The organism is Pantoea sp. UYEF8 (assembly GCF_040546285.1).
GTDB lineage: Bacteria > Pseudomonadota > Gammaproteobacteria > Enterobacterales > Enterobacteriaceae > Pantoea > Pantoea brenneri.
Genome location: NZ_JBEPNM010000001.1, coordinates 365,555 through 383,013, shown reverse-complemented (window position 1 = coordinate 383,013; position 17,459 = coordinate 365,555). Strand labels below are relative to the sequence as shown.

The 17,459-nt window shown below is 57.2% G+C and carries 16 protein-coding genes; 12 read left to right on the top strand and 4 right to left on the bottom strand.

Annotated features, from left to right (window positions below; all coding sequences use genetic code 11):
* Positions 1 to 26 precede the first annotated feature (26 nt).
* Both moeB and moeA read right to left on the bottom strand, forming a co-directional pair.
* Positions 27 to 788 (bottom strand): molybdopterin-synthase adenylyltransferase MoeB, encoded by a 762-nt coding sequence (moeB, locus tag ABIB18_RS01890; protein ID WP_031377022.1) that lies wholly within the window; start codon positions 786 to 788, stop codon positions 27 to 29.
* Positions 789 to 2,024 carry a molybdopterin molybdotransferase MoeA gene (gene moeA, locus ABIB18_RS01885; protein ID WP_354473569.1) on the bottom strand — a complete coding sequence of 412 codons (1,236 nt, stop codon included), beginning with the start codon at positions 2,022 to 2,024 and terminating at the stop codon, positions 789 to 791. It abuts the gene before it with no gap.
* A gap of 266 nt (positions 2,025 to 2,290) precedes the next feature.
* Here moeA and ABIB18_RS01880 point away from each other — a divergent pair, with 266 nt between their 5' ends.
* Genes ABIB18_RS01880 through ABIB18_RS01855 form a run of 6 tightly spaced genes read left to right on the top strand, consistent with a single transcriptional unit; the run spans position 2,291 to position 9,030 of the window.
* Positions 2,291 to 3,250, top strand: a complete 960-nt coding sequence (locus ABIB18_RS01880; RefSeq protein WP_046288426.1) for an isoaspartyl peptidase/L-asparaginase family protein — start codon at positions 2,291 to 2,293, stop codon at positions 3,248 to 3,250.
* Positions 3,251 to 3,259: 9 nt separating this feature from the next.
* Positions 3,260 to 5,116, top strand: coding sequence for a dipeptide ABC transporter ATP-binding protein (locus ABIB18_RS01875; protein WP_031377020.1), 1,857 nt, complete (start codon positions 3,260 to 3,262; stop codon positions 5,114 to 5,116).
* A 54-nt stretch (positions 5,117 to 5,170) separates the two neighbouring features.
* On the top strand, positions 5,171 to 6,706 hold the full coding sequence (gene gsiB / locus ABIB18_RS01870; RefSeq protein WP_031377019.1) for a glutathione ABC transporter substrate-binding protein GsiB: 1,536 nt from the start codon (positions 5,171 to 5,173) through the stop codon (positions 6,704 to 6,706).
* A 46-nt stretch (positions 6,707 to 6,752) separates the two neighbouring features.
* On the top strand, positions 6,753 to 7,682 hold the full coding sequence (gene gsiC, locus ABIB18_RS01865; RefSeq protein WP_031377018.1) for a glutathione ABC transporter permease GsiC: 930 nt from the start codon (positions 6,753 to 6,755) through the stop codon (positions 7,680 to 7,682).
* On the top strand, positions 7,679 to 8,584 hold the full coding sequence (gsiD, locus tag ABIB18_RS01860) for a glutathione ABC transporter permease GsiD (RefSeq protein ID WP_031377017.1): 906 nt from the start codon (positions 7,679 to 7,681) through the stop codon (positions 8,582 to 8,584). Before gsiC ends, gsiD begins: the two co-directional genes overlap by 4 nt.
* Complete coding sequence (locus tag ABIB18_RS01855) at positions 8,581 to 9,030, top strand: DUF4385 domain-containing protein (RefSeq protein WP_354473568.1); 450 nt, start codon at positions 8,581 to 8,583, stop codon at positions 9,028 to 9,030. Before gsiD ends, ABIB18_RS01855 begins: the two co-directional genes overlap by 4 nt.
* 60 nt (positions 9,031 to 9,090) lie before the next feature.
* Here ABIB18_RS01855 and rimO read toward each other — a convergent pair whose 3' ends face one another.
* Positions 9,091 to 10,422 (bottom strand): 30S ribosomal protein S12 methylthiotransferase RimO, encoded by a 1,332-nt coding sequence (rimO, locus tag ABIB18_RS01850; protein WP_354473567.1) that lies wholly within the window; start codon positions 10,420 to 10,422, stop codon positions 9,091 to 9,093.
* Positions 10,423 to 10,798: 376 nt separating this feature from the next.
* Between rimO and ABIB18_RS01845 the strand changes: the two genes are divergently transcribed.
* From ABIB18_RS01845 to ABIB18_RS01825, 5 genes are all read left to right on the top strand, one after another.
* Positions 10,799 to 11,434, top strand: a complete 636-nt coding sequence (locus ABIB18_RS01845) for a carbonic anhydrase (RefSeq protein ID WP_031377015.1) — start codon at positions 10,799 to 10,801, stop codon at positions 11,432 to 11,434.
* A gap of 137 nt (positions 11,435 to 11,571) precedes the next feature.
* Positions 11,572 to 12,231 carry a DUF3313 domain-containing protein gene (locus ABIB18_RS01840; protein ID WP_031377014.1) on the top strand — a complete coding sequence of 220 codons (660 nt, stop codon included), beginning with the start codon at positions 11,572 to 11,574 and terminating at the stop codon, positions 12,229 to 12,231.
* 72 nt (positions 12,232 to 12,303) lie between these two features.
* The gene (locus ABIB18_RS01835) at positions 12,304 to 12,447 is read left to right on the top strand and encodes an Hha/YmoA family nucleoid-associated regulatory protein (RefSeq protein WP_354473679.1); all 144 of its coding nucleotides are present in this window, start codon (positions 12,304 to 12,306) and stop codon (positions 12,445 to 12,447) included.
* A gap of 26 nt (positions 12,448 to 12,473) precedes the next feature.
* Entirely contained in the window at positions 12,474 to 13,427 is a 954-nt protein-coding gene (locus ABIB18_RS01830; RefSeq protein WP_354473566.1) for an Rpn family recombination-promoting nuclease/putative transposase, read from the top strand.
* 740 nt (positions 13,428 to 14,167) lie between these two features.
* Positions 14,168 to 15,310: a PQQ-dependent sugar dehydrogenase gene (locus ABIB18_RS01825; RefSeq protein WP_354473565.1), complete on the top strand. Its 1,143-nt coding sequence runs from the start codon at positions 14,168 to 14,170 to the stop codon at positions 15,308 to 15,310.
* A 1-nt stretch (position 15,311) separates the two neighbouring features.
* On the opposite strand, the gene ABIB18_RS01820 is transcribed toward ABIB18_RS01825, so the two are convergent.
* Positions 15,312 to 15,968 (bottom strand): HAD family hydrolase, encoded by a 657-nt coding sequence (locus ABIB18_RS01820; RefSeq protein ID WP_354473564.1) that lies wholly within the window; start codon positions 15,966 to 15,968, stop codon positions 15,312 to 15,314.
* Between the two features lie 273 nt (positions 15,969 to 16,241).
* Between ABIB18_RS01820 and ABIB18_RS01815 the strand changes: the two genes are divergently transcribed.
* The gene (locus tag ABIB18_RS01815; RefSeq protein ID WP_354473563.1) at positions 16,242 to 17,444 is read left to right on the top strand and encodes a serine hydrolase; all 1,203 of its coding nucleotides are present in this window, start codon (positions 16,242 to 16,244) and stop codon (positions 17,442 to 17,444) included.
* Positions 17,445 to 17,459: the final 15 nt, after the last annotated feature.

The window sequence follows — 17,459 nt, the reverse complement described above, 5'->3', positions numbered from 1 at the left end:
GGGGTAGCGCAGGCTACCCCGTTTTTTCATCGGTGCTGCGCGCCACACACTTCGCACTGCGCGTCCTGCGCCACCTTCATGCTCCGGAACTCTGCGCTTAACGCATCGTACATCAGCAACCGGCTGGTGGCGGGCGTGCCGTAGTCCGCCAACAGCTTAATCGCCTCCATGGCCTGCATCGCACCTATCACGCCAACCAGCGGCGCCATTACGCCTGCCTCGACACAGCTCAGGGTTTGTTCGCCAAACAGCCGGCTGATGCAGCGATAGCAGGGCGTACCTGGCTGCCAGTTAAACACGCTGATCTGGCCTTCCATCCGAATCGCCGCGCCGGATACCAGCGGCACCCGTTGCTGACGACACAGCCGGTTAAGCTGCTCACGTGCCGCCACATTATCGGTACAGTCCAGCACCACCTGCTGCTGAGCGATGAGCGCCAGCAGCGCCGTATCGTCCAGCTGGCCGTGGATTGGCTGCAGCTGGCAGTGGGGATTGATCGCGGCCAGGCTTTGAGCGGCGGATTCAACTTTGGCACGGCCTATATCCGCATCATGATGCAGGATCTGCCGCTGCAGATTAGAGTGTGACACGCTGTCGAAATCGAGCAGCGTTAGCCTGCCGACCCCGGCCGATGCCAGATAAGGCGCGGCGGCACAGCCCAGTCCACCCAAACCGACAATCAGCGCCTGACTGGCTTTCAGCCGTTCCTGGCCGTCAAAATCGAAGCCCCGCAGCACGATCTGCCGGTTGTAGCGCAGCATCTCTTCATCGGTTAGCTCAGGCAGCATTTACCCCTCCAGCAGCGCATTAAACGGCTCTACCTCGACCCATTCGCCCGGCTCAACGTTGCCGCGATCGCGTTCCAGCACGATAAAGCAGTTAGCCTGCGCAAATGAGCTGAAGACGTGTGAGCCCTGCATGCCAGTGGTCTGCACTTCCAGTTCGCCCTCAGCATTCTGTTGCAGCACCCCACGCTGAAAATCGAGCCGGCCCGGCGTTTTTTTCAGACGCGACGCGCTACGCACCTTCTGACGCGGTGGCAGCGCCGCTTTCTTCTGCCCGGTTAAAGCGGCGAGCAGCGGTTGTACCAGTTGATAAAAAGTGACCGCAGCGGAAACCGGATTGCCCGGCAGCCCACAGAACCAGCTACTGGCGAGTCGACCAAAGGCAAACGGCTTACCAGGTTTGATCGCCAGCTTCCAGAAACTGATGGTGCCGAGCTGCTCCAGCATGCTTTTGGTGAAATCGGCTTCGCCGACCGACACGCCGCCGGTACTGATGACCACGTCAGCCTGACGATCGGCTTCCTCAAACGCTGCACGCAGCGCCGCAGGATCGTCCTTAATAATGCCGAGGTCGATCACTTCACAGCCCAGTTTGTGCAGCATCAGCGACACCGCGAAGCGGTTAGTATCGTAAATTTGTCCGGCCGCCAGCGGCTGACCAACCGGCTGCAACTCATCACCGGTAGAGAAGATCGCCACCCGCAGTTTGCGCACGATCTCAACCTGCGCAATACCGAGTGAAGCCAGCAGCGGCAGTTCAGCCGCGCCGAGCCGCACACCGGCTTCAAGCACCACGTGGCCGGGCTGGATGTCGTCACCGGTCAGGCGAATATTTTGTCCGGCGCGCACCGGCGCGGTAATCACAATCGCATCGCCACGGGTTTCGGTCTGCTCCTGCATCACCACCGCTTCACAGCCTAGCGGCAGCGGGGCGCCGGTCATGATCCGCACCACGCTGCCCAGCGGCCATTCGCCGCTGAACGGCGCGCCGGCAAACGCTTTACCGGCAACTGGCAGTGGCTCACCGCGGCTGACGTCCGCCAGCCGCACCGCGTACCCATCCATCGCTGAATTATCAAACGGCGGTACCGCAATCGGTGAGGTGACGGCCATGGCAGTGATCCGCCCGGCCGCTTCGGTCAAAGGGACGCTCAGCGTGTCAGTGATCGGCGTCAGCTGCGCCAGCATTTTTTGTTGTGCCTCCTCAAGGGAGATCAATCCTGCAGTAAAGCTTTCCATGGTTATTCCAGTTAGGTTATCTCAGATGCTGCTTATTATGGTGGGATTTGTCCGCTGAGTCACATCGGTATCCGCGCTCTGCTCTCTGCCAGGCACGCGCCTGCCACTAAAGTGAAATATGGCCGGGTGAAAAGGTTATAACCATCGGAACAGTTTCTTCTTTACAACACTTAGCAGGCTTTCTATAGTCAAAAATTACCGAAAATGGATGAAAACCATTCTAAATCAGTGTATTTCGTGCTGATGCAACCACAGGGCAGAGCGTTATGGGCAAAGCAGTTATCGCCATTCATGGGGGAGCGGGCGCAATTACGCGCTCAGCGATGAGCGCCGAAAAGGAGCAGCACTATCGCCAGGCCCTGCTGGATATTGTGACGCACGGTCAGCAGATGCTGGCTGAGGGTGCCAGCGCACTCGACGCGGTAACAGAAGCGGTACGCCAGCTGGAAGAGTGTCCGCTGTTCAACGCCGGCAAAGGCGCGGTGTTTACCCATCAGGGCACCCATGAGCTGGACGCCTGCGTGATGGATGGCCGCACGCTGGATGTCGGGGCCGTGGCGGGCGTCAGTCGGGTACGCAATCCGGTGCTGGCGGCGCGCGCGGTACTGGAACAGAGTCCGCATGTGCTGTTTATCGGCGAAGGTGCTGAGCAGTTCGCCGAGGCGCAGGGCCTGCAGCCGGTGGCGGCAGATTACTTCTCGACGCCAGAACGCTGGGAGCAGTTGCAGCGCGCACTAAACAGCGACGAAACGGTGCTGGATCACGATGGCGCTGCCGGCGATGGCGATCCGCTCGACCCGGACCGCAAATTTGGCACGGTGGGTGCCGTGGCGCTCGATCTTAATGGCAATCTGGCTGCGGCGACCTCGACCGGCGGCATGACCAATAAACAGACCGGACGGGTCGGTGATTCCCCGCTGCCGGGCGCGGGCTGCTACGCCAGCAACGACAGCGTGGCGGTCTCCTGTACCGGCACCGGCGAAGTTTTTATCCGTACTCTGGCCGCCTACGACGTGGCGGCGCAGATGCGTTACGCCGGCCGCACGCTTCAGCAGGCCAGCGTCAATGTGATTCACGATAGCGTGCTGGAGCTGGGCGGCAGCGGCGGCCTGATTGCGGTCGATCGCGAAGGTAACGTGGCGCTGCCGTTCAATAGCGAAGGAATGTACCGGGCGGTGGCACGGGTCGGCGAGGCGGCCGATGTGGCCATCTACCGTGACAGTTAAGGAGCAGGCATGAGCGATCGGCAGGCGTTACCCTCACTGGCACCCGATCAGGTGCTGGCGGTACGCGATCTCAGTGTTCATTTTCAGCATCAGGGCACGGTGACCGAGGCGGTACGCCATCTCTCCCTCGATCTGTTTCGCGGCGAAACCCTGGCGCTGGTGGGCGAGTCAGGTTCCGGTAAGTCAGTCACCTCGCTGGCGCTGATGCGGCTGATTGAGCAAAACGGCGCAACGGTTCGCGGTGAGGTACAGCTGCGCCGCCGCAACGGTGAGGTACTGGATATCATGCGCGCCCCGGCCGGTCAGATGCGGCGGGTACGCGGCGCGGATATGGCGATGATTTTTCAGGAGCCGATGACCTCGCTCAATCCGGTGTTTACCGTTGGTGAACAGATCGCCGAATCGATTCGCTTGCATCAGGGCAAAAGCCACGCCCAGGCGCTGGCAGAAGCACGCCATATGCTGGACCTGGTGCGTATTCCGGATGCACAAAATGTTTTGTCCCGCTTTCCGCATCAGCTCTCCGGCGGGATGCGTCAGCGAGTGATGATCGCCATGGCGCTCTGCTGTAAACCGGCGTTACTGATTGCCGATGAGCCTACCACCGCGCTCGACGTCACCATTCAGGCCCAGATCCTGCAACTGATCCGCGTACTGCAAAAAGAGATGCAGATGGGCGTCATCTTTATCACCCACGATATGGGCGTGGTAGCGGAAATGGCGGATCGGGTGCAGGTGATGTATCGCGGCGAAGTGGTGGAAAATGCGCCGGCAGCCCAGCTGTTTAGCGCGCCCCGCCAGCCTTACACCCAGGCGTTACTGGCGGCGGTCCCTAAGCTCGGCTCGATGCACGGTCAGCCACTGCCCGCTAAGTTCCCGCTGCTGCACGGTGGAGAAGAGCAGCAGACGCCGCAGGATACCGTGCGCCGTGACCAGCCGCCGATTCTGCAGGTCCGCGATCTGGTGACGCGGTTTGATATTCGCGGTGGGCTGTTTAACCGGGTGAAAAGCCGGGTGCACGCAGTCGAAAAAGTCAGTTTCGATCTCTATGCCGGTGAGACGCTGGCGCTGGTCGGCGAGTCCGGTTGCGGTAAGTCGACCACCGGCCGTTCACTGCTCAGGCTGGTGGCCAGCCAGGGCGGGACGCTGACCTTCAACGGTCAACGCATCGATAACCTCAGCGGCGCGGCGCTGGCACATCTGCGGCGTGACATTCAGTTTATTTTTCAGGATCCCTACGCCTCGCTCGATCCGCGACTGACGGTAGGCTTCTCGATCATGGAGCCGCTGCTGGTGCACAAGGTGATGCCGCGTCGTGAAGCGGAACAGCGAGTGGCCTGGCTGCTGGAAAAGGTCGGGCTGCTGCCGGAGCACGCGCAGCGCTATCCGCACGAATTTTCAGGCGGCCAGCGGCAGCGCATCTGTATTGCCCGTGCGCTGGCACTTAATCCGAAGGTGGTGATTGCGGATGAGTCGGTCTCGGCACTCGATGTCTCGATCCAGGCGCAGATCATCAACCTGATGCTCGATTTACAGCGCGAATTTGGTATCGCGTTTCTGTTTATCTCGCATGATATGGCGGTGGTGGAACGCATCAGTCACCGCGTGGCGGTGATGTATCTCGGCCAGATTGTTGAGATGGGGCCGCGTCAGGCGGTATTTGAGCAGCCACAGCATCCTTATACCCGAAAACTAATGGCCGCCGTCCCGGTTGCCGATCCGGCGCACCATCGCCGGGAACGCGCGTTAATGGTTGATGAGATCCCCAGTCCAATCCATGCGTTAGGGGATGAACCTGAAGTGGCACCGTTGATGGAAGTGGCGCCGGGGCACTTTGTCGCCCGCCACGTTATCAGCGCGACCTGAATAGTGAAGATATCGCTTCGGCGACCCACCCGACAGGGATTACAGGAGAACAAGATGCAGATGACGATGCGTAAAGGGTTAGTGGCGGCTGGCGTATTAAGCAGCGCCCTCACATTGCCCGCCTGGGCGGCGCAGGATGCGGTGATTGCCGTCGCGTCCAACTTCACCACCCTCGATCCGTATGACGCCAACGACACGCTGTCGCAGGCGGTCGCCAAATCGTTTTATCAGGGGCTGTTTGGTTTTGATAAACAGATGAAGCTGACCAACGTGCTGGCGGAGAGCTATCAGGCCAGTCCGGATGGATTGACCTACACCATCAAGCTTCGCCCGGGCATTAAGTTCCAGGATGGCAGCGACTTTAACGCCGAAGCGGTCAAGGTCAATCTCGACCGCGCCAGCAACCCGGATAACCACCTTAAACGCTATAACCTGTTTAAGCAGATCGCCACTACCGAAGTGATCGATCCGACCACGGTGAAAGTGACCCTGAAGCAGCCGTTCTCGGCCTTCATTAACATTCTGGCCCACCCGGCGGCGGCGATGATTTCACCGACCGCGCTGAAAAAATATGGCAAGGATATCGGTTTCCATCCGGTCGGGACCGGCCCGTTTGTGTTTGAAACCTGGAACCAGACCGACTTCGTCAAGGTGAAGAAGTGGGACGGCTACTGGAAGCCGGGCTATCCGAAGCTGGACAGCATTACCTGGCGACCGATCGTGGATAACAATACCCGTGCGGCGATGCTGCAAACCGGGGAAGCCAACTTTGCCTTCCCGATCCCTTATGAGCAGGCCAAACTGCTGGAGAAAAACAGCAAGCTCGAGGTGGTAACCACACCGTCGATTATGCAGCGTTACATCAGCCTCAACGTTACCCAGAAGCCGTTCGACAACCCGAAAGTACGTGAGGCGCTGGAGTATGCCATCAACCGCCAGGCGCTGGCGAAGGTGGCCTTTGCTGGTTATGCCACCCCGGCCACCGGTATCGTCCCGCCGGCCATCGACTTCGCTCAACACTATCCGGCCATCAGCTACGATCCGGCTAAAGCCAAAGCATTGCTAAAAGAGGCGGGCTACCCCAACGGCTTCGAAACCACCCTCTGGTCATCACACAATCACAGCACCGCGCAGAAAGTGTTGCAGTTCACGCAGCAGCAGCTGGCGCAGGTCGGCGTGAAGGTTAAGGTCACCGCGATGGATGCGGGACAGCGTGCGGCCGAAGTTGAAGGCAAAGGCCAGAAAGAGAGCGGCGTGCGGATGTTCTACACCGGCTGGTCCGCCTCAACCGGTGAAGCCGACTGGGCACTGACGCCGCTGTTTGCCACTGCCGCCTGGCCACCTGCGATCTTCAACACCGCGTTTTACAGCAATCCTAAGGTTGATAAGGATCTGGCGGATGCGCTGAAAACCACCGATCGCGCGCAGAAGGCCCAGCTGTATAAAGATGCCCAGGACACCATCTGGCAGGATCATCCGTGGATCCCGCTGGTGGTTGAGCAACTGGTGTCCGCCAACAGCAAAAACCTCAGCGGTTTTTATGTGATGCCCGATACCTCATTCAATTTTGATGAGGCCAGTCTGAAGTAACGGAGCCGGCCAGCCCACGCGGCTGGCCGCAGCTGCAGGATGTTGCATGCTTAACTATTTTCTTAAACGGCTGTTGGGGCTGATCCCCACCTTGCTGATTGTTGCGGTGCTGGTGTTTCTGTTTGTTCACCTGCTGCCGGGCGATCCGGCGCGTCTGATTGCCGGACAGGAGGCGGATGCCTCGGTGGTGGCGCTGGTGCGTCAGGAGCTTGGACTTGATCTGCCGCTGCCGCAGCAATTCTGGCACTTTATTCTCAATGCATTGCAGGGCGATTTCGGTCAGTCGATGGTATCAAAACGGCCGGTGGCGGATGAGATCGCCTCGCGCTTCATGCCGACCTTATGGCTGACCCTGACCAGCATGGTCTGGGCCGTGATTTTTGGTATGGCGATCGGCATTGTTTCCGCCGTCTGGCGCAATCGCTGGCCTGATCGCCTCGGCATGACGCTGGCGGTCTCCGGCATTTCGTTTCCGGCCTTTGCGCTTGGCATGTTGCTGATGCAGATTTTCTCGGTGGAGCTGGGCTGGTTGCCGACGGTCGGGGCAGAAAGCTGGCAACACTATATTCTGCCGTCGATTACTCTCGGTGCGGCGGTGGCGGCAGTGATGGCGCGTTTCACCCGCGCCTCGTTTGTCGAAGTGATGCAGGAAGATTATATGCGTACCGCGCGCGCGAAAGGGGTGCGCGAGTCGCTGGTGGTGGTGAAACACGGACTGCGTAACGCGATGATCCCGGTGGTGACTATGATGGGCCTGCAGTTCGGTTTCCTGCTGGGCGGATCGATCGTGGTTGAGGTGGTATTTAACTGGCCAGGCCTGGGACGACTGCTGGTCGATTCGGTGTCAATGCGCGACTATCCGGTGATTCAGGCGGAAGTGCTGCTTTTTTCACTGGAGTTTATTCTGATCAATCTGATGGTTGATATGTTGTATGCGGTGATCAATCCCGCCATTCGCTTTAAGGAATCGCGATGAAAAACTGGCGACGCGATGCGGCACTGAAAACCCTGCCGCTGATCAAGGAGAACCGGGTACGCACGCCGTGGCGCGAGTTCTGGCGGCGTTTCCGGCAGCAGCCGGTGGCGCTGCTGGCCGGACTGTTTGTGCTGCTGCTGATTGTGCTGGCGTTTATCGCCCCTTACGTGGCGCCGTTTGATGCTGAAAACTATTTCGATTACGACCGGCTGAATGACGGGCCTTCACTGCTGCACTGGTTTGGTGTCGATTCACTCGGCCGCGATATTTTCAGCCGGGTATTGGTGGGAACCCGCATTTCACTGATTGCCGGTTTCTTCTCGGTGGCTATCGGCGCGCTGATTGGTACGCTGTTTGGTCTGTTAGCAGGCTATTACGAAGGCTGGTGGGACCGCATTACCATGCGCGTTTGCGACGTGCTGTTTGCCTTTCCCGGTATTTTGCTGGCGATTGCGGTGGTGGCGATCATGGGCAGCGGAATGAGCAACGTGATTGTAGCGGTAGCGATTTTCAGCATTCCGGCGTTTGCCCGCCTGGTGCGCGGTAATACCCTGGTGCTGAAGCATCAGACCTACATTGAGTCAGCACGCAGTATTGGCGCCTCTGACTGGACCATTATCATGCGGCATATTCTGCCGGGTACCGTCTCACCGATTGTGGTCTATTTCACCATGCGCGTCGGCACCTCTATCATTACTGCCGCCAGCCTGTCGTTTCTCGGATTGGGCGCGCAGCCGCCGACGCCAGAATGGGGCGCCATGCTGAACGAGGCGCGTGCCGATATGGTGATTGCGCCGCACGTGGCGATTTTCCCCAGCCTGGCGATCTTCTTCACCGTTCTGGCATTTAATTTACTCGGAGACGGGCTGCGCGACGCGTTGGATCCTAAACTCAAGACATGAAACCTTTCGATTATGATCAGGACTTCAGCACCATCGACTTCCGCCAGCATCCCGAACGTTATCAGGTCGGACGTGGGGAGCAGGGGGTGCTGATGGTCGAGCCCTATAAGAGCGAAATCCTGCCGCACTGGCGTTTTCGTACCGTACCGATTGCCGAAGCGTCGGCGGAGAAAATCATGACGCTGTTTGAGGCGTATCGTCAGCAGGATGATTTTGTCGGCATGGATATGGCGCGTAAGTTTATTCAGATGGGCTACACCCGCGCACGTCGCTACAGCAATCATCAGGGCGGACGAAAATATGATGCTGACGGTAAAGAATTACCGCGTGGCGTGAATGAAGAAAAGGCCGCGGCGGCGGCCATCTTTAAAGGCTACTGGGATCGGATCCGGGCCGATGAGGACTACCTGACACGCAAGAAAGCGCATCAGCAGCAGTATGGTTAAGCGCGAATAAGGCCCGATGCGGCAACAGGCATCACTGCGCGCCGCCATTCAATGCCGGGATTAAACGCGGCTCGCCCAGAGATCGTACTCATCGGCATGCTCAACTTTGACCCGCAGCATGTCGCCCGGTTTAACGTTACGCTCGCCGTTAAGGTAGACCGCGCCGTCGATTTCCGGCGCATCAGCCATACTGCGGCCAATCGCGCCTTCCTCGTCCACTTCATCAACCATCACCAGAATCTCACGTCCGACTTTCTCCTGCAGGCGTTCAGCTGAGATCTGCTGTTGCAGCTGCATAAAGCGATCGTAACGCTGCTGCTTCACCGCCTCGTCGACCGGATCGGGCAGCTGGTTGGCGGTCGCGCCTTCCACCGGGCTGTACTGGAAGCAGCCTACCCGATCGAGACGCGCCTCTTTGATAAAGTCGAGCAGCATCTGGAAATCTTCTTCGGTCTCGCCGGGAAAGCCGACAATGAAGGTGGAGCGCAGCGTCAGTTCCGGGCAGATTTCACGCCAGCGCTTAATCCGCTCCAGCGTGCGTTCCACCGCGCCAGGACGCTTCATCAGCTTCAGAATGCGCGGGCTGGCATGTTGCAACGGAATATCGAGATAGGGCAGGATTTTGCCGGCCGCCATCAACGGAATAACTTCGTCGACGTGCGGATAGGGATAGACGTAGTGCAGACGCACCCACACGCCGAGCTTCGCCAGTTGCTCACACAGGCTGACCATGCTGGTTTTTACCGGCGAGCCGTTCCAGAAACCGGTGCGGTGTTTCACATCAACGCCATAGGCTGAGGTATCCTGCGAGATCACCAGCAGCTCTTTAACGCCCGCTTCGACCAGCCGTTTGGCCTCATCCAGTACCTCACCGACGGCGCGGCTGTCGAGATCGCCACGCATTGATGGGATGATGCAGAAAGTGCAGCGATGGTTGCAGCCTTCGGAAATTTTCAGATAAGCATAATGACGCGGCGTCAGTTTCACGCCCTGTTCCGGCACCAGACTGAGGAACGGGTTGTGCTGAGGCTTTGGTACGTAGCGATGCACGTGCGACAGAACCTGCTCATAGCTGTGTGGACCGGTAATTTCCAGCACTTTCGGGTGCACTTCACGAATCTGATCAACCTTAGCGCCGAGACAACCGGTGACAATCACCTTGCCATTTTCATTCAGCGCTTCGCCAATCGCCTCAAGCGACTCCTGAATCGCGCTGTCGATAAATCCGCAGGTGTTTACAATCACGATTTCAGCATCGTCATAGCGCGGCACCACATCATAGCCCTCGGTGCGCAGTTCGGTGAGGATGCGCTCGGAGTCAACGAGGTTTTTTGGGCAGCCGAGCGAGACGAATCCGACCCGTGGCGGCAAAGTTTTTATTGTAGTAGACATAGCTCTGTTTCCGGTTCAGCACAGCGATGGCGCGGGATTTTACCTGTGTTGCGGAAAAAATTGTAGCGTTATCTGTAAGGGTTTAGCGCCGTGTAAAGGTATGAAAAAACCGGTAAAATCGCGGCCGCTGACCGGGCCAGAAACAGCGTCTGATTGGCGCTGTCATTTTCCAGTAACTGACCGTGCTATAAAAAGAAATTCCGCTTTTGCCATGCGCATCATCATCAAAGCGAAACGCTGACACAGCGGGTCAGACCGCACCCTTAGGAAATCGCTGGTTGATATTCACTTGTTTTCATTAATAATAAACGAGCAAATCAACACTGAAGGGGCTATGCCCTTCAGGTAACGACGTGGATAATGTGAGAGCTAAATAATGAAAGAGATCATCAATGGATTTCTGAATTTCCAGCAGAATGTGTTTCCTGAAAGGAAGGATCTTTTCAAAAGCCTGGCGTCAAATCAAAATCCCAAAGCGCTGTTTATCTCCTGTTCTGATAGCCGACTGGTACCGGAACTGGTGACGCAGCAGGAGCCAGGAGAGCTGTTCGTTATCCGCAACGCGGGCAACATCGTGCCTTCATTTGGTCCGGAGCCAGGCGGCGTTTCCGCTACCATCGAATATGCCGTGGTCGCGCTGGGCGTGTCCGACATTATCATCTGTGGGCACTCCAACTGTGGCGCGATGAATGCCATCGCATCCTGCGCCTGCATGGACACCATGCCAGCGGTCGAACACTGGCTGCGCTATGCCGATGCGGCGAAAGCGGTGGTAGAGCAGCGCGAATATGAATCGCCAGAGAAAAAGCTGAATGAGATGGTGAAAGAGAATGTCATCGCCCAGCTTAACAACATGAAAACCCATCCTTCCGTATCGGTGGCGCTGCGTAACGGTAAACTGCGTCTGCATGGCTGGGTTTACGATATTGAAACCGGCACCATCATGGCGCTGACCCACGGCGGTAAACAGTTTATTACCCTGTCTGAAAATCCGGACACCTGTTTCGAGTAAGCCGTTGCACCCGCTGCGCTGCAGCGGGTTATTCCGGCCCCGCGCACATAACCCATTAGAAGCACACTTATTTTTCAGCATTTCCCGTCAGGCTTATCTATGCTTGCTTAAACCTTTCCGACATAAGCGAGTTGATAATGCGTAAAACATCTGTTGCTGCTCTGCTGGCGGTCTCTGCCCTGCTGCTCAGCGGTTGCACTTCTCACGTCACAGAGAAGCAGCAATACTCTGGTTTCTTAAGCGATTACAGCCAGTTGCAGCCGACTGAGTCGGCCAGCGGTCAACCGACCCTGCGCTGGATATCGCCCGATTACAAAAGTAGTCAGTATAAAGATGTGCTCTATACCCCGCTGGTCTACTATCCGGCAGCCCATCCTACCGCACGTGTCAGCCAGCAAACGCTGGATCAGGTGCTGAGCTATACCGACATTCAGTTAAAAGGCGCGATCGCCACCCGTCGGCCGCTGACTAATCAGGCTACGCCGCATACCCTGAAAGTGCGGGCCGCCATCACGGCTGTATCTGCAGAGAATGAAGGCGTGCAATTCTACGAGGTGGTGCCGGTTGCGGCGGTGGTGGCGACCACCATGGCGGCGTCGGGACACCGTACCCAGAACAGCGAGCTGTTTCTGGAAATAGAAGCCAGTGACGCGGTGACCGGGAAACCGTTGATCCGGGTAGTGCGCAAAGCGTTTGGCAAAACGGTCAGCAACAGCAATACGCCGATCACTTTTGAAGACCTGAAGCCGGGTATCAATATCATGGTGCGTGACACGGTAAGCTTTAACGCGCCGTGACCCGGCGAGATTAACGGCTGGTATTCGGCTTTTAAACGGCCGTCAGCGCGCCTGTTCCCCGTGTGAGCGGGGATCACCGTCATCATTTATGCTGCTGCCGATCACCGGCTTACCGAACTGACGTTGAAAAGGCCGTCCGACCCTGTTCCTCCCTCGGTCTGGCATTTGGTCCGGTCACCGCTGCGGTGGTGTTGGATCGGGTCTGTGGTACCCTGAACCGGTGATTGTCAGAGTCAGGAACGATGAAAAAAAAGAACAGCACGCCTACGCCTCACGATGCCACTTTCCGGCAGTTTCTCACCCAGCCGGATATTGCCCGTGACTTTATGGAACTGCACCTGCCCGCAGAACTGCGTACTATCTGTGACCTCAGTACTCTGAAGCTGGAATCCGGCTCGTTCGTTGAAGACGATCTGCGCCAGTACTTTAGCGACGTTCTCTACAGCCTGAAGACTACTGCCGGCGACGGGTACATTCATGTGCTGATTGAGCATCAATCCACTCCGGACAGGCATATGGCGTTCAGGCTCCTGTGTTACGCTGTGGCTGCTATGCAGCGGCATCTTGAGGCTGGTCATAAAACGCTGCCACTGGTGATACCGGTCCTGTTCTATACCGGCAAGCGCAGTCCGTATCCGTACTCAACGCGCTGGCTCGATGAATTCAGTGATCCGGTGCTGGCGGAAAGTCTCTACAACAGCGCCTTTCCCCTGGTCGATGTAACGGCCATTCCGGACGATGAGATTATGGAACACCGCAGCATGGCGGCGCTGACGCTGTTACAAAAGCATATTCATCAGCGAGACATCGCCAGCCTGACCGATCGTCTGGCCACGTTACTGATGGCGGATTATCTTTCTTCACCCCAGGTAACAGCGCTGATACACTATTTACTGCAGGCAGGCGAGTCAGCTGACTCCGAAGCCTTTGTTCGCGAACTGGCACAGCGTGTGCCGCAATACGGAGAGGCACTTATGACCATCGCACAGCAGCTGGAGCAGAAGGGCATCGAGAAAGGTATTGAAAAAGGTATTGAGAAAGGCATTCAGCTTGGTAAGCAGGAAGGCCGTACCGAAGGCGAGCGCGAAGCCACGCTGAAAATTGCCCGCACTATGCTGCAGAACGGCATTGACCGTAACACCGTCATGAAAATGACCGGCCTCTCAGCAGACGAGTTGGCCCAAATCCGACACTAAAACCTGCCGAACGGTTGGGTAAGGAAGGTCAGATTTATGATGAATTTATCAGCGGTAACAGCAAAAATTAAACGCGCCAGATGCGGACCGTTTTTCGCCGGTCAGAGCGTTAAGCTGATACCGGAAAACTAATAAAACCCGATCTCACCCGTCGGGTTTTTTTATACCTGTCATTTGCCGCCCGCTATCCTCAGTGCCAGCCGACTGGCTGGAAGGCGACGGGTAGTGAACCTGCTGGCCCCGCTGAGCACAGTCGTAACGTAATGGCTGGGTTATCAGGCTGAAAAAAAGTTATAGCTGTGATGTCGGGTAAACAGGGTGACGTTGCGGCGGATTCCTGCCTGACCCTGGCGAATAACATCCTCAGGCACTGTTCGCGGGCCTTAAGACAGTGATTGCCGGATGAACTCCTTATCATCTTGTCCACACACATACCGGCATAAGATGATGATTTACTGACCTGCGGTTAGTGGAAATCTCTCAGGCTCGCCCAGGGCTGTTCAGTGAGAGCAACCCGGTTTCAGCTACGGACCCATGATTCAGGGTTGATGCTGCTTGCCTCGTGAAGTGTTCCCTGTGTCTCCGAAGATGAAACGAAAACCGGGCTACGGCTGGCATTGCTGGTAGCCTGTTCCGCACATCTTCAGGGCGTCGCCCTGTTTAATCTTTTGTAAATCCTCAACATCACCGCAGAGTGGCTGACTACGCTTAAGGGCATCCCATCCCGTCAGGAGATCGCTATGGCTCGTTTCGCTCACGCGTTGTTGTTCAGTGGTTCGCTACTGTGTGCCACGCCGCTGCTGGCCGCAGAACCACAGGTACAGGTCCAGCTATTGCAGGATAAATTACAACATCCATGGTCCGTGGCGTTTCTGCCCGACAACCAGACTCTGCTGATTACGGAACGCAGCGGCCAGCTGCGCAGCTGGACCCCACAGGGTGGCTTGTCACAGCCGATTTCTGGCGTGCCGCCGGTCTGGGCACAGCGCCAGAGCGGCTTGCTGGACGTGGTACTGGCACCCGATTTCACCAGCAGCCGACGCGTCTGGCTGAGCTATACCGAAGCCAATAGCAGCGGGAAGGCCGGTGCGGTGGTGGGTGTCGGGACGCTGAGCGAGGATAACCGGCAACTGCGCGATTTCCGCGTGGTGATTCGCCAGACGCCTATGCTCTCCAGCGGCAATAATATCGGCACCCGCCTGGCATTCGATAAGCAGGGTTTTCTGTGGATTGCGTTTGGCGATAACTTTGCCAGCAGCACAGCGCAGCATCTCGATAAGCTGCAGGGCAAACTGCTGCGGCTGAATGCGGATGGCAGCGTGCCTGACGATAATCCGTTTGTGAAGCAGAGCGGGGCGCGCCCGGAGATCTGGGCTTATGGCCTGCGTAATCCGCAGGGCCTGGCGCTTAATCCGTGGACCGGAACGATGTGGGAAAGCGAGCATGGTCCGCGTGGCGGTGACGAGGTCAACATCATCGGTAAAGGTAAAAACTACGGCTGGCCGCTGGCGACCTACGGTATCGATTACAGTGGCGACAAAGTACCGGAATCGAAAGGGAGTCATGCAGCCGGAACCGAACAGCCGGTCTATTACTGGAAAGATTCGCCCGCCATCAGCGGCATGGCGTTTTATAACAGTGCCCGCTTCCCGCAGTGGAAAAATTCGCTGTTTATCGGCGCGCTGAAAGAGAAAAACCTGATCCGGCTGAGCGTAAACGGGGAGAAGGTCGTTGAAGAGCAGCGTCTGCTCGGCGATCAGAACGCACGTATTCGCGATGTGCGTCAGGGGCCGGATGGCTATCTCTATGTGCTGACCGATGAAGCTAACGGCAAATTGCTGAAAGTCGGGTTAGCGCAGGACGCCACTGCGTCCCGCGGCTAGCTTAGCGAGCCCAGTGGCAGACCTGCCATCCCCGGTTTAATGCCTCCTGGTGCAGCAGTTTGTCAGGATTAATTACATGCGCGTGATCGGCCTGTTCCAGTAACGGCAGGTCGTTCATCGAATCGCTGTAGGCCCAGGTGTGACCGAAGGCTTCACCCTGCTGTAGCGCTTTCCAGTCGCCCAGTCGCGTCACTTTGCCTTGTTTGTAGGTCATGGTGCCGTAGGTTTTACCGCTGTAGCGCTGATCGACGATCTCGACGCCTATCGCCAGCGCTCCGCAGGCACCCAGCTTTTCGGCAATCGGCAGTACCAGATGCTCGCCGCTGGCGGAGATAATCATCACCTTGTCGCCACGCGCCTGGTGCCACTCGATACGCTCACGTGCAGCAGGATAGACGCGCGGCATAATGTCGCGATGAATAAAGCGACGGACCCAGCCTTCAACGGTCAGGGTTGCCATGCCCGCCAGCGGGGCCAGGGTGGTATTCATGTACTCTTCAATCGATAGCGTGCCGGCATAATACTGCGCCATCAGGGCCTGTTCCTGGTCGATCAACTCGCGGGGGGCGAAGCCCTGCGATACCAGCCAGCGTAACCACAGGCCAGTGCTGTCTTCACTAATAAGCGTCTCATCCAGATCAAATAGGGCTAAGTCCATGGTCGGTCTCCTCGGCTGACTGGCTTTCAGGTTAGCTGATAATTGTGACCGGCTTAACTGTTCTGCGAAAAATCGGAATTGCACGCATTTTTGGTGGCGACAGCACGGGGCGAAACTGGCACGCGCGCGTTGGGGATGCCAGGGTTACTCTACTAAACTCTAAAAAACTTTACGATTCGGCGGTTTTTTTCGCTGCCTCCAACGGTTAGCGTTCTGAGTGGAGGTTTTCTGCCTCCAGAATCCCGATTTAACAAGGACAATCCGGTCAAGCCCATGACAAACACTCGCGTTGCTTCTCGCCTGCGGCTACTCGCTGCCACCTCTTTACTTCTTATCGCCCCGATCGGCGCTTTTGCTGAACAGGCACCTGCCGCGCCTGGCATTGATGCCAAAGCCTGGATACTGATGGATTATGCCAGCGGCAAAGTGCTGGCCGAGTCGAACGCCGATCAGCGTCTCGATCCCGCCAGTCTGACCAAAATGATGACCAGCTACGTGGTGGGTCAGGCGATCAAAGCCGGCAAAATTAAGCCGGACGATCTGGTTACGGTAGGGCAGGATGCCTGGGCGACCGGCAACCCTAAGCTGCGCGGTTCGTCGCTGATGTTTTTAAAACCGGGTGACCGTATTCCGGTCCATGAGCTGAACAAGGGCATTGTGATCCAGTCCGGTAACGACGCCTGTATTGCGCTGGCGGATTACGTGGCGGGCAGCCAGGACTCGTTTATCGGCCTGATGAACAACTACGTTAAAGCGCTGGGGTTACAGAACACCCACTTTATGACGGTTCACGGGCTGGATGCTGAGGGACAGTACAGCACGGCGCGGGATATGGCGTTAATTGCCCAGGCGCTGATTCGCGACGTACCGGAAGAGTATGCGCTGAATAAAGAGAAAGAGTTCACCTTCAATAAAATCCGCCAGATGAACCGTAACCGTCTGCTGTGGAGCACCAATCTTAAGGTAGATGGCGTCAAAACCGGCCACACCTCCGGTGCCGGTAATAACCTGGTGGCCTCGGCAACCGAAGGCGATATGCGACTGATTTCGGTAGTGCTGGGTACTGCCAGCGATGCGATTCGCTTCCGCGAAAGCGAAAAATTGCTCACCTGGGGCTTCCGCTTCTATGAAACCGTGACGCCGATTAAGGCCGACGCGCCGTTTGCGCAGCAGCGGGTCTGGTTTGGCGATAAGAGTCAGGTCAACCTTGGCGTGTCGAAAGATGCCGCGCTGACCATCCCGAAAGGGCAGATGAAAAATCTGAAGGCGAGCTTTAAGCTCAATTCGCCGCAGCTCGAAGCGCCACTGAAGAAGAATCAGGTGGTGGGCACCATTGATTTCCAGCTGGATGGCAAAACCGTCGACCAGCGTTCGCTGGTGGTATTACAGGAGGTGCCGGAAGGAGGCTTCTTCAGCCGGATGGTGGATTTCGTAATGATGAAATTCAACGGCTGGTTCGGGAAGTGGTTCTCATAATTCTGATAAAAAGAA

Bases quoted from the DNA above. Each gene is read 5' to 3' on its own strand.
- moeB (WP_031377022.1), bottom strand. From the start codon at position 788: ATGCTGCCTGAGCTAACCGATGAAGAGATGCTGCGCTACAACCGGCAG.
- moeA (WP_354473569.1), bottom strand. From the start codon at position 2,024: ATGGAAAGCTTTACTGCAGGATTGATCTCCCTTGAGGAGGCACAACAA.
- ABIB18_RS01880 (WP_046288426.1), top strand. From the start codon at position 2,291: ATGGGCAAAGCAGTTATCGCCATTCATGGGGGAGCGGGCGCAATTACG.
- ABIB18_RS01875 (WP_031377020.1), top strand. From the start codon at position 3,260: ATGAGCGATCGGCAGGCGTTACCCTCACTGGCACCCGATCAGGTGCTG.
- gsiB (WP_031377019.1), top strand. From the start codon at position 5,171: ATGCAGATGACGATGCGTAAAGGGTTAGTGGCGGCTGGCGTATTAAGC.
- gsiC (WP_031377018.1), top strand. From the start codon at position 6,753: ATGCTTAACTATTTTCTTAAACGGCTGTTGGGGCTGATCCCCACCTTG.
- gsiD (WP_031377017.1), top strand. From the start codon at position 7,679: ATGAAAAACTGGCGACGCGATGCGGCACTGAAAACCCTGCCGCTGATC.
- ABIB18_RS01855 (WP_354473568.1), top strand. From the start codon at position 8,581: ATGAAACCTTTCGATTATGATCAGGACTTCAGCACCATCGACTTCCGC.
- rimO (WP_354473567.1), bottom strand. From the start codon at position 10,422: ATGTCTACTACAATAAAAACTTTGCCGCCACGGGTCGGATTCGTCTCG.
- ABIB18_RS01845 (WP_031377015.1), top strand. From the start codon at position 10,799: ATGAAAGAGATCATCAATGGATTTCTGAATTTCCAGCAGAATGTGTTT.
- ABIB18_RS01840 (WP_031377014.1), top strand. From the start codon at position 11,572: ATGCGTAAAACATCTGTTGCTGCTCTGCTGGCGGTCTCTGCCCTGCTG.
- ABIB18_RS01830 (WP_354473566.1), top strand. From the start codon at position 12,474: ATGAAAAAAAAGAACAGCACGCCTACGCCTCACGATGCCACTTTCCGG.
- ABIB18_RS01825 (WP_354473565.1), top strand. From the start codon at position 14,168: ATGGCTCGTTTCGCTCACGCGTTGTTGTTCAGTGGTTCGCTACTGTGT.
- ABIB18_RS01820 (WP_354473564.1), bottom strand. From the start codon at position 15,968: ATGGACTTAGCCCTATTTGATCTGGATGAGACGCTTATTAGTGAAGAC.
- ABIB18_RS01815 (WP_354473563.1), top strand. From the start codon at position 16,242: ATGACAAACACTCGCGTTGCTTCTCGCCTGCGGCTACTCGCTGCCACC.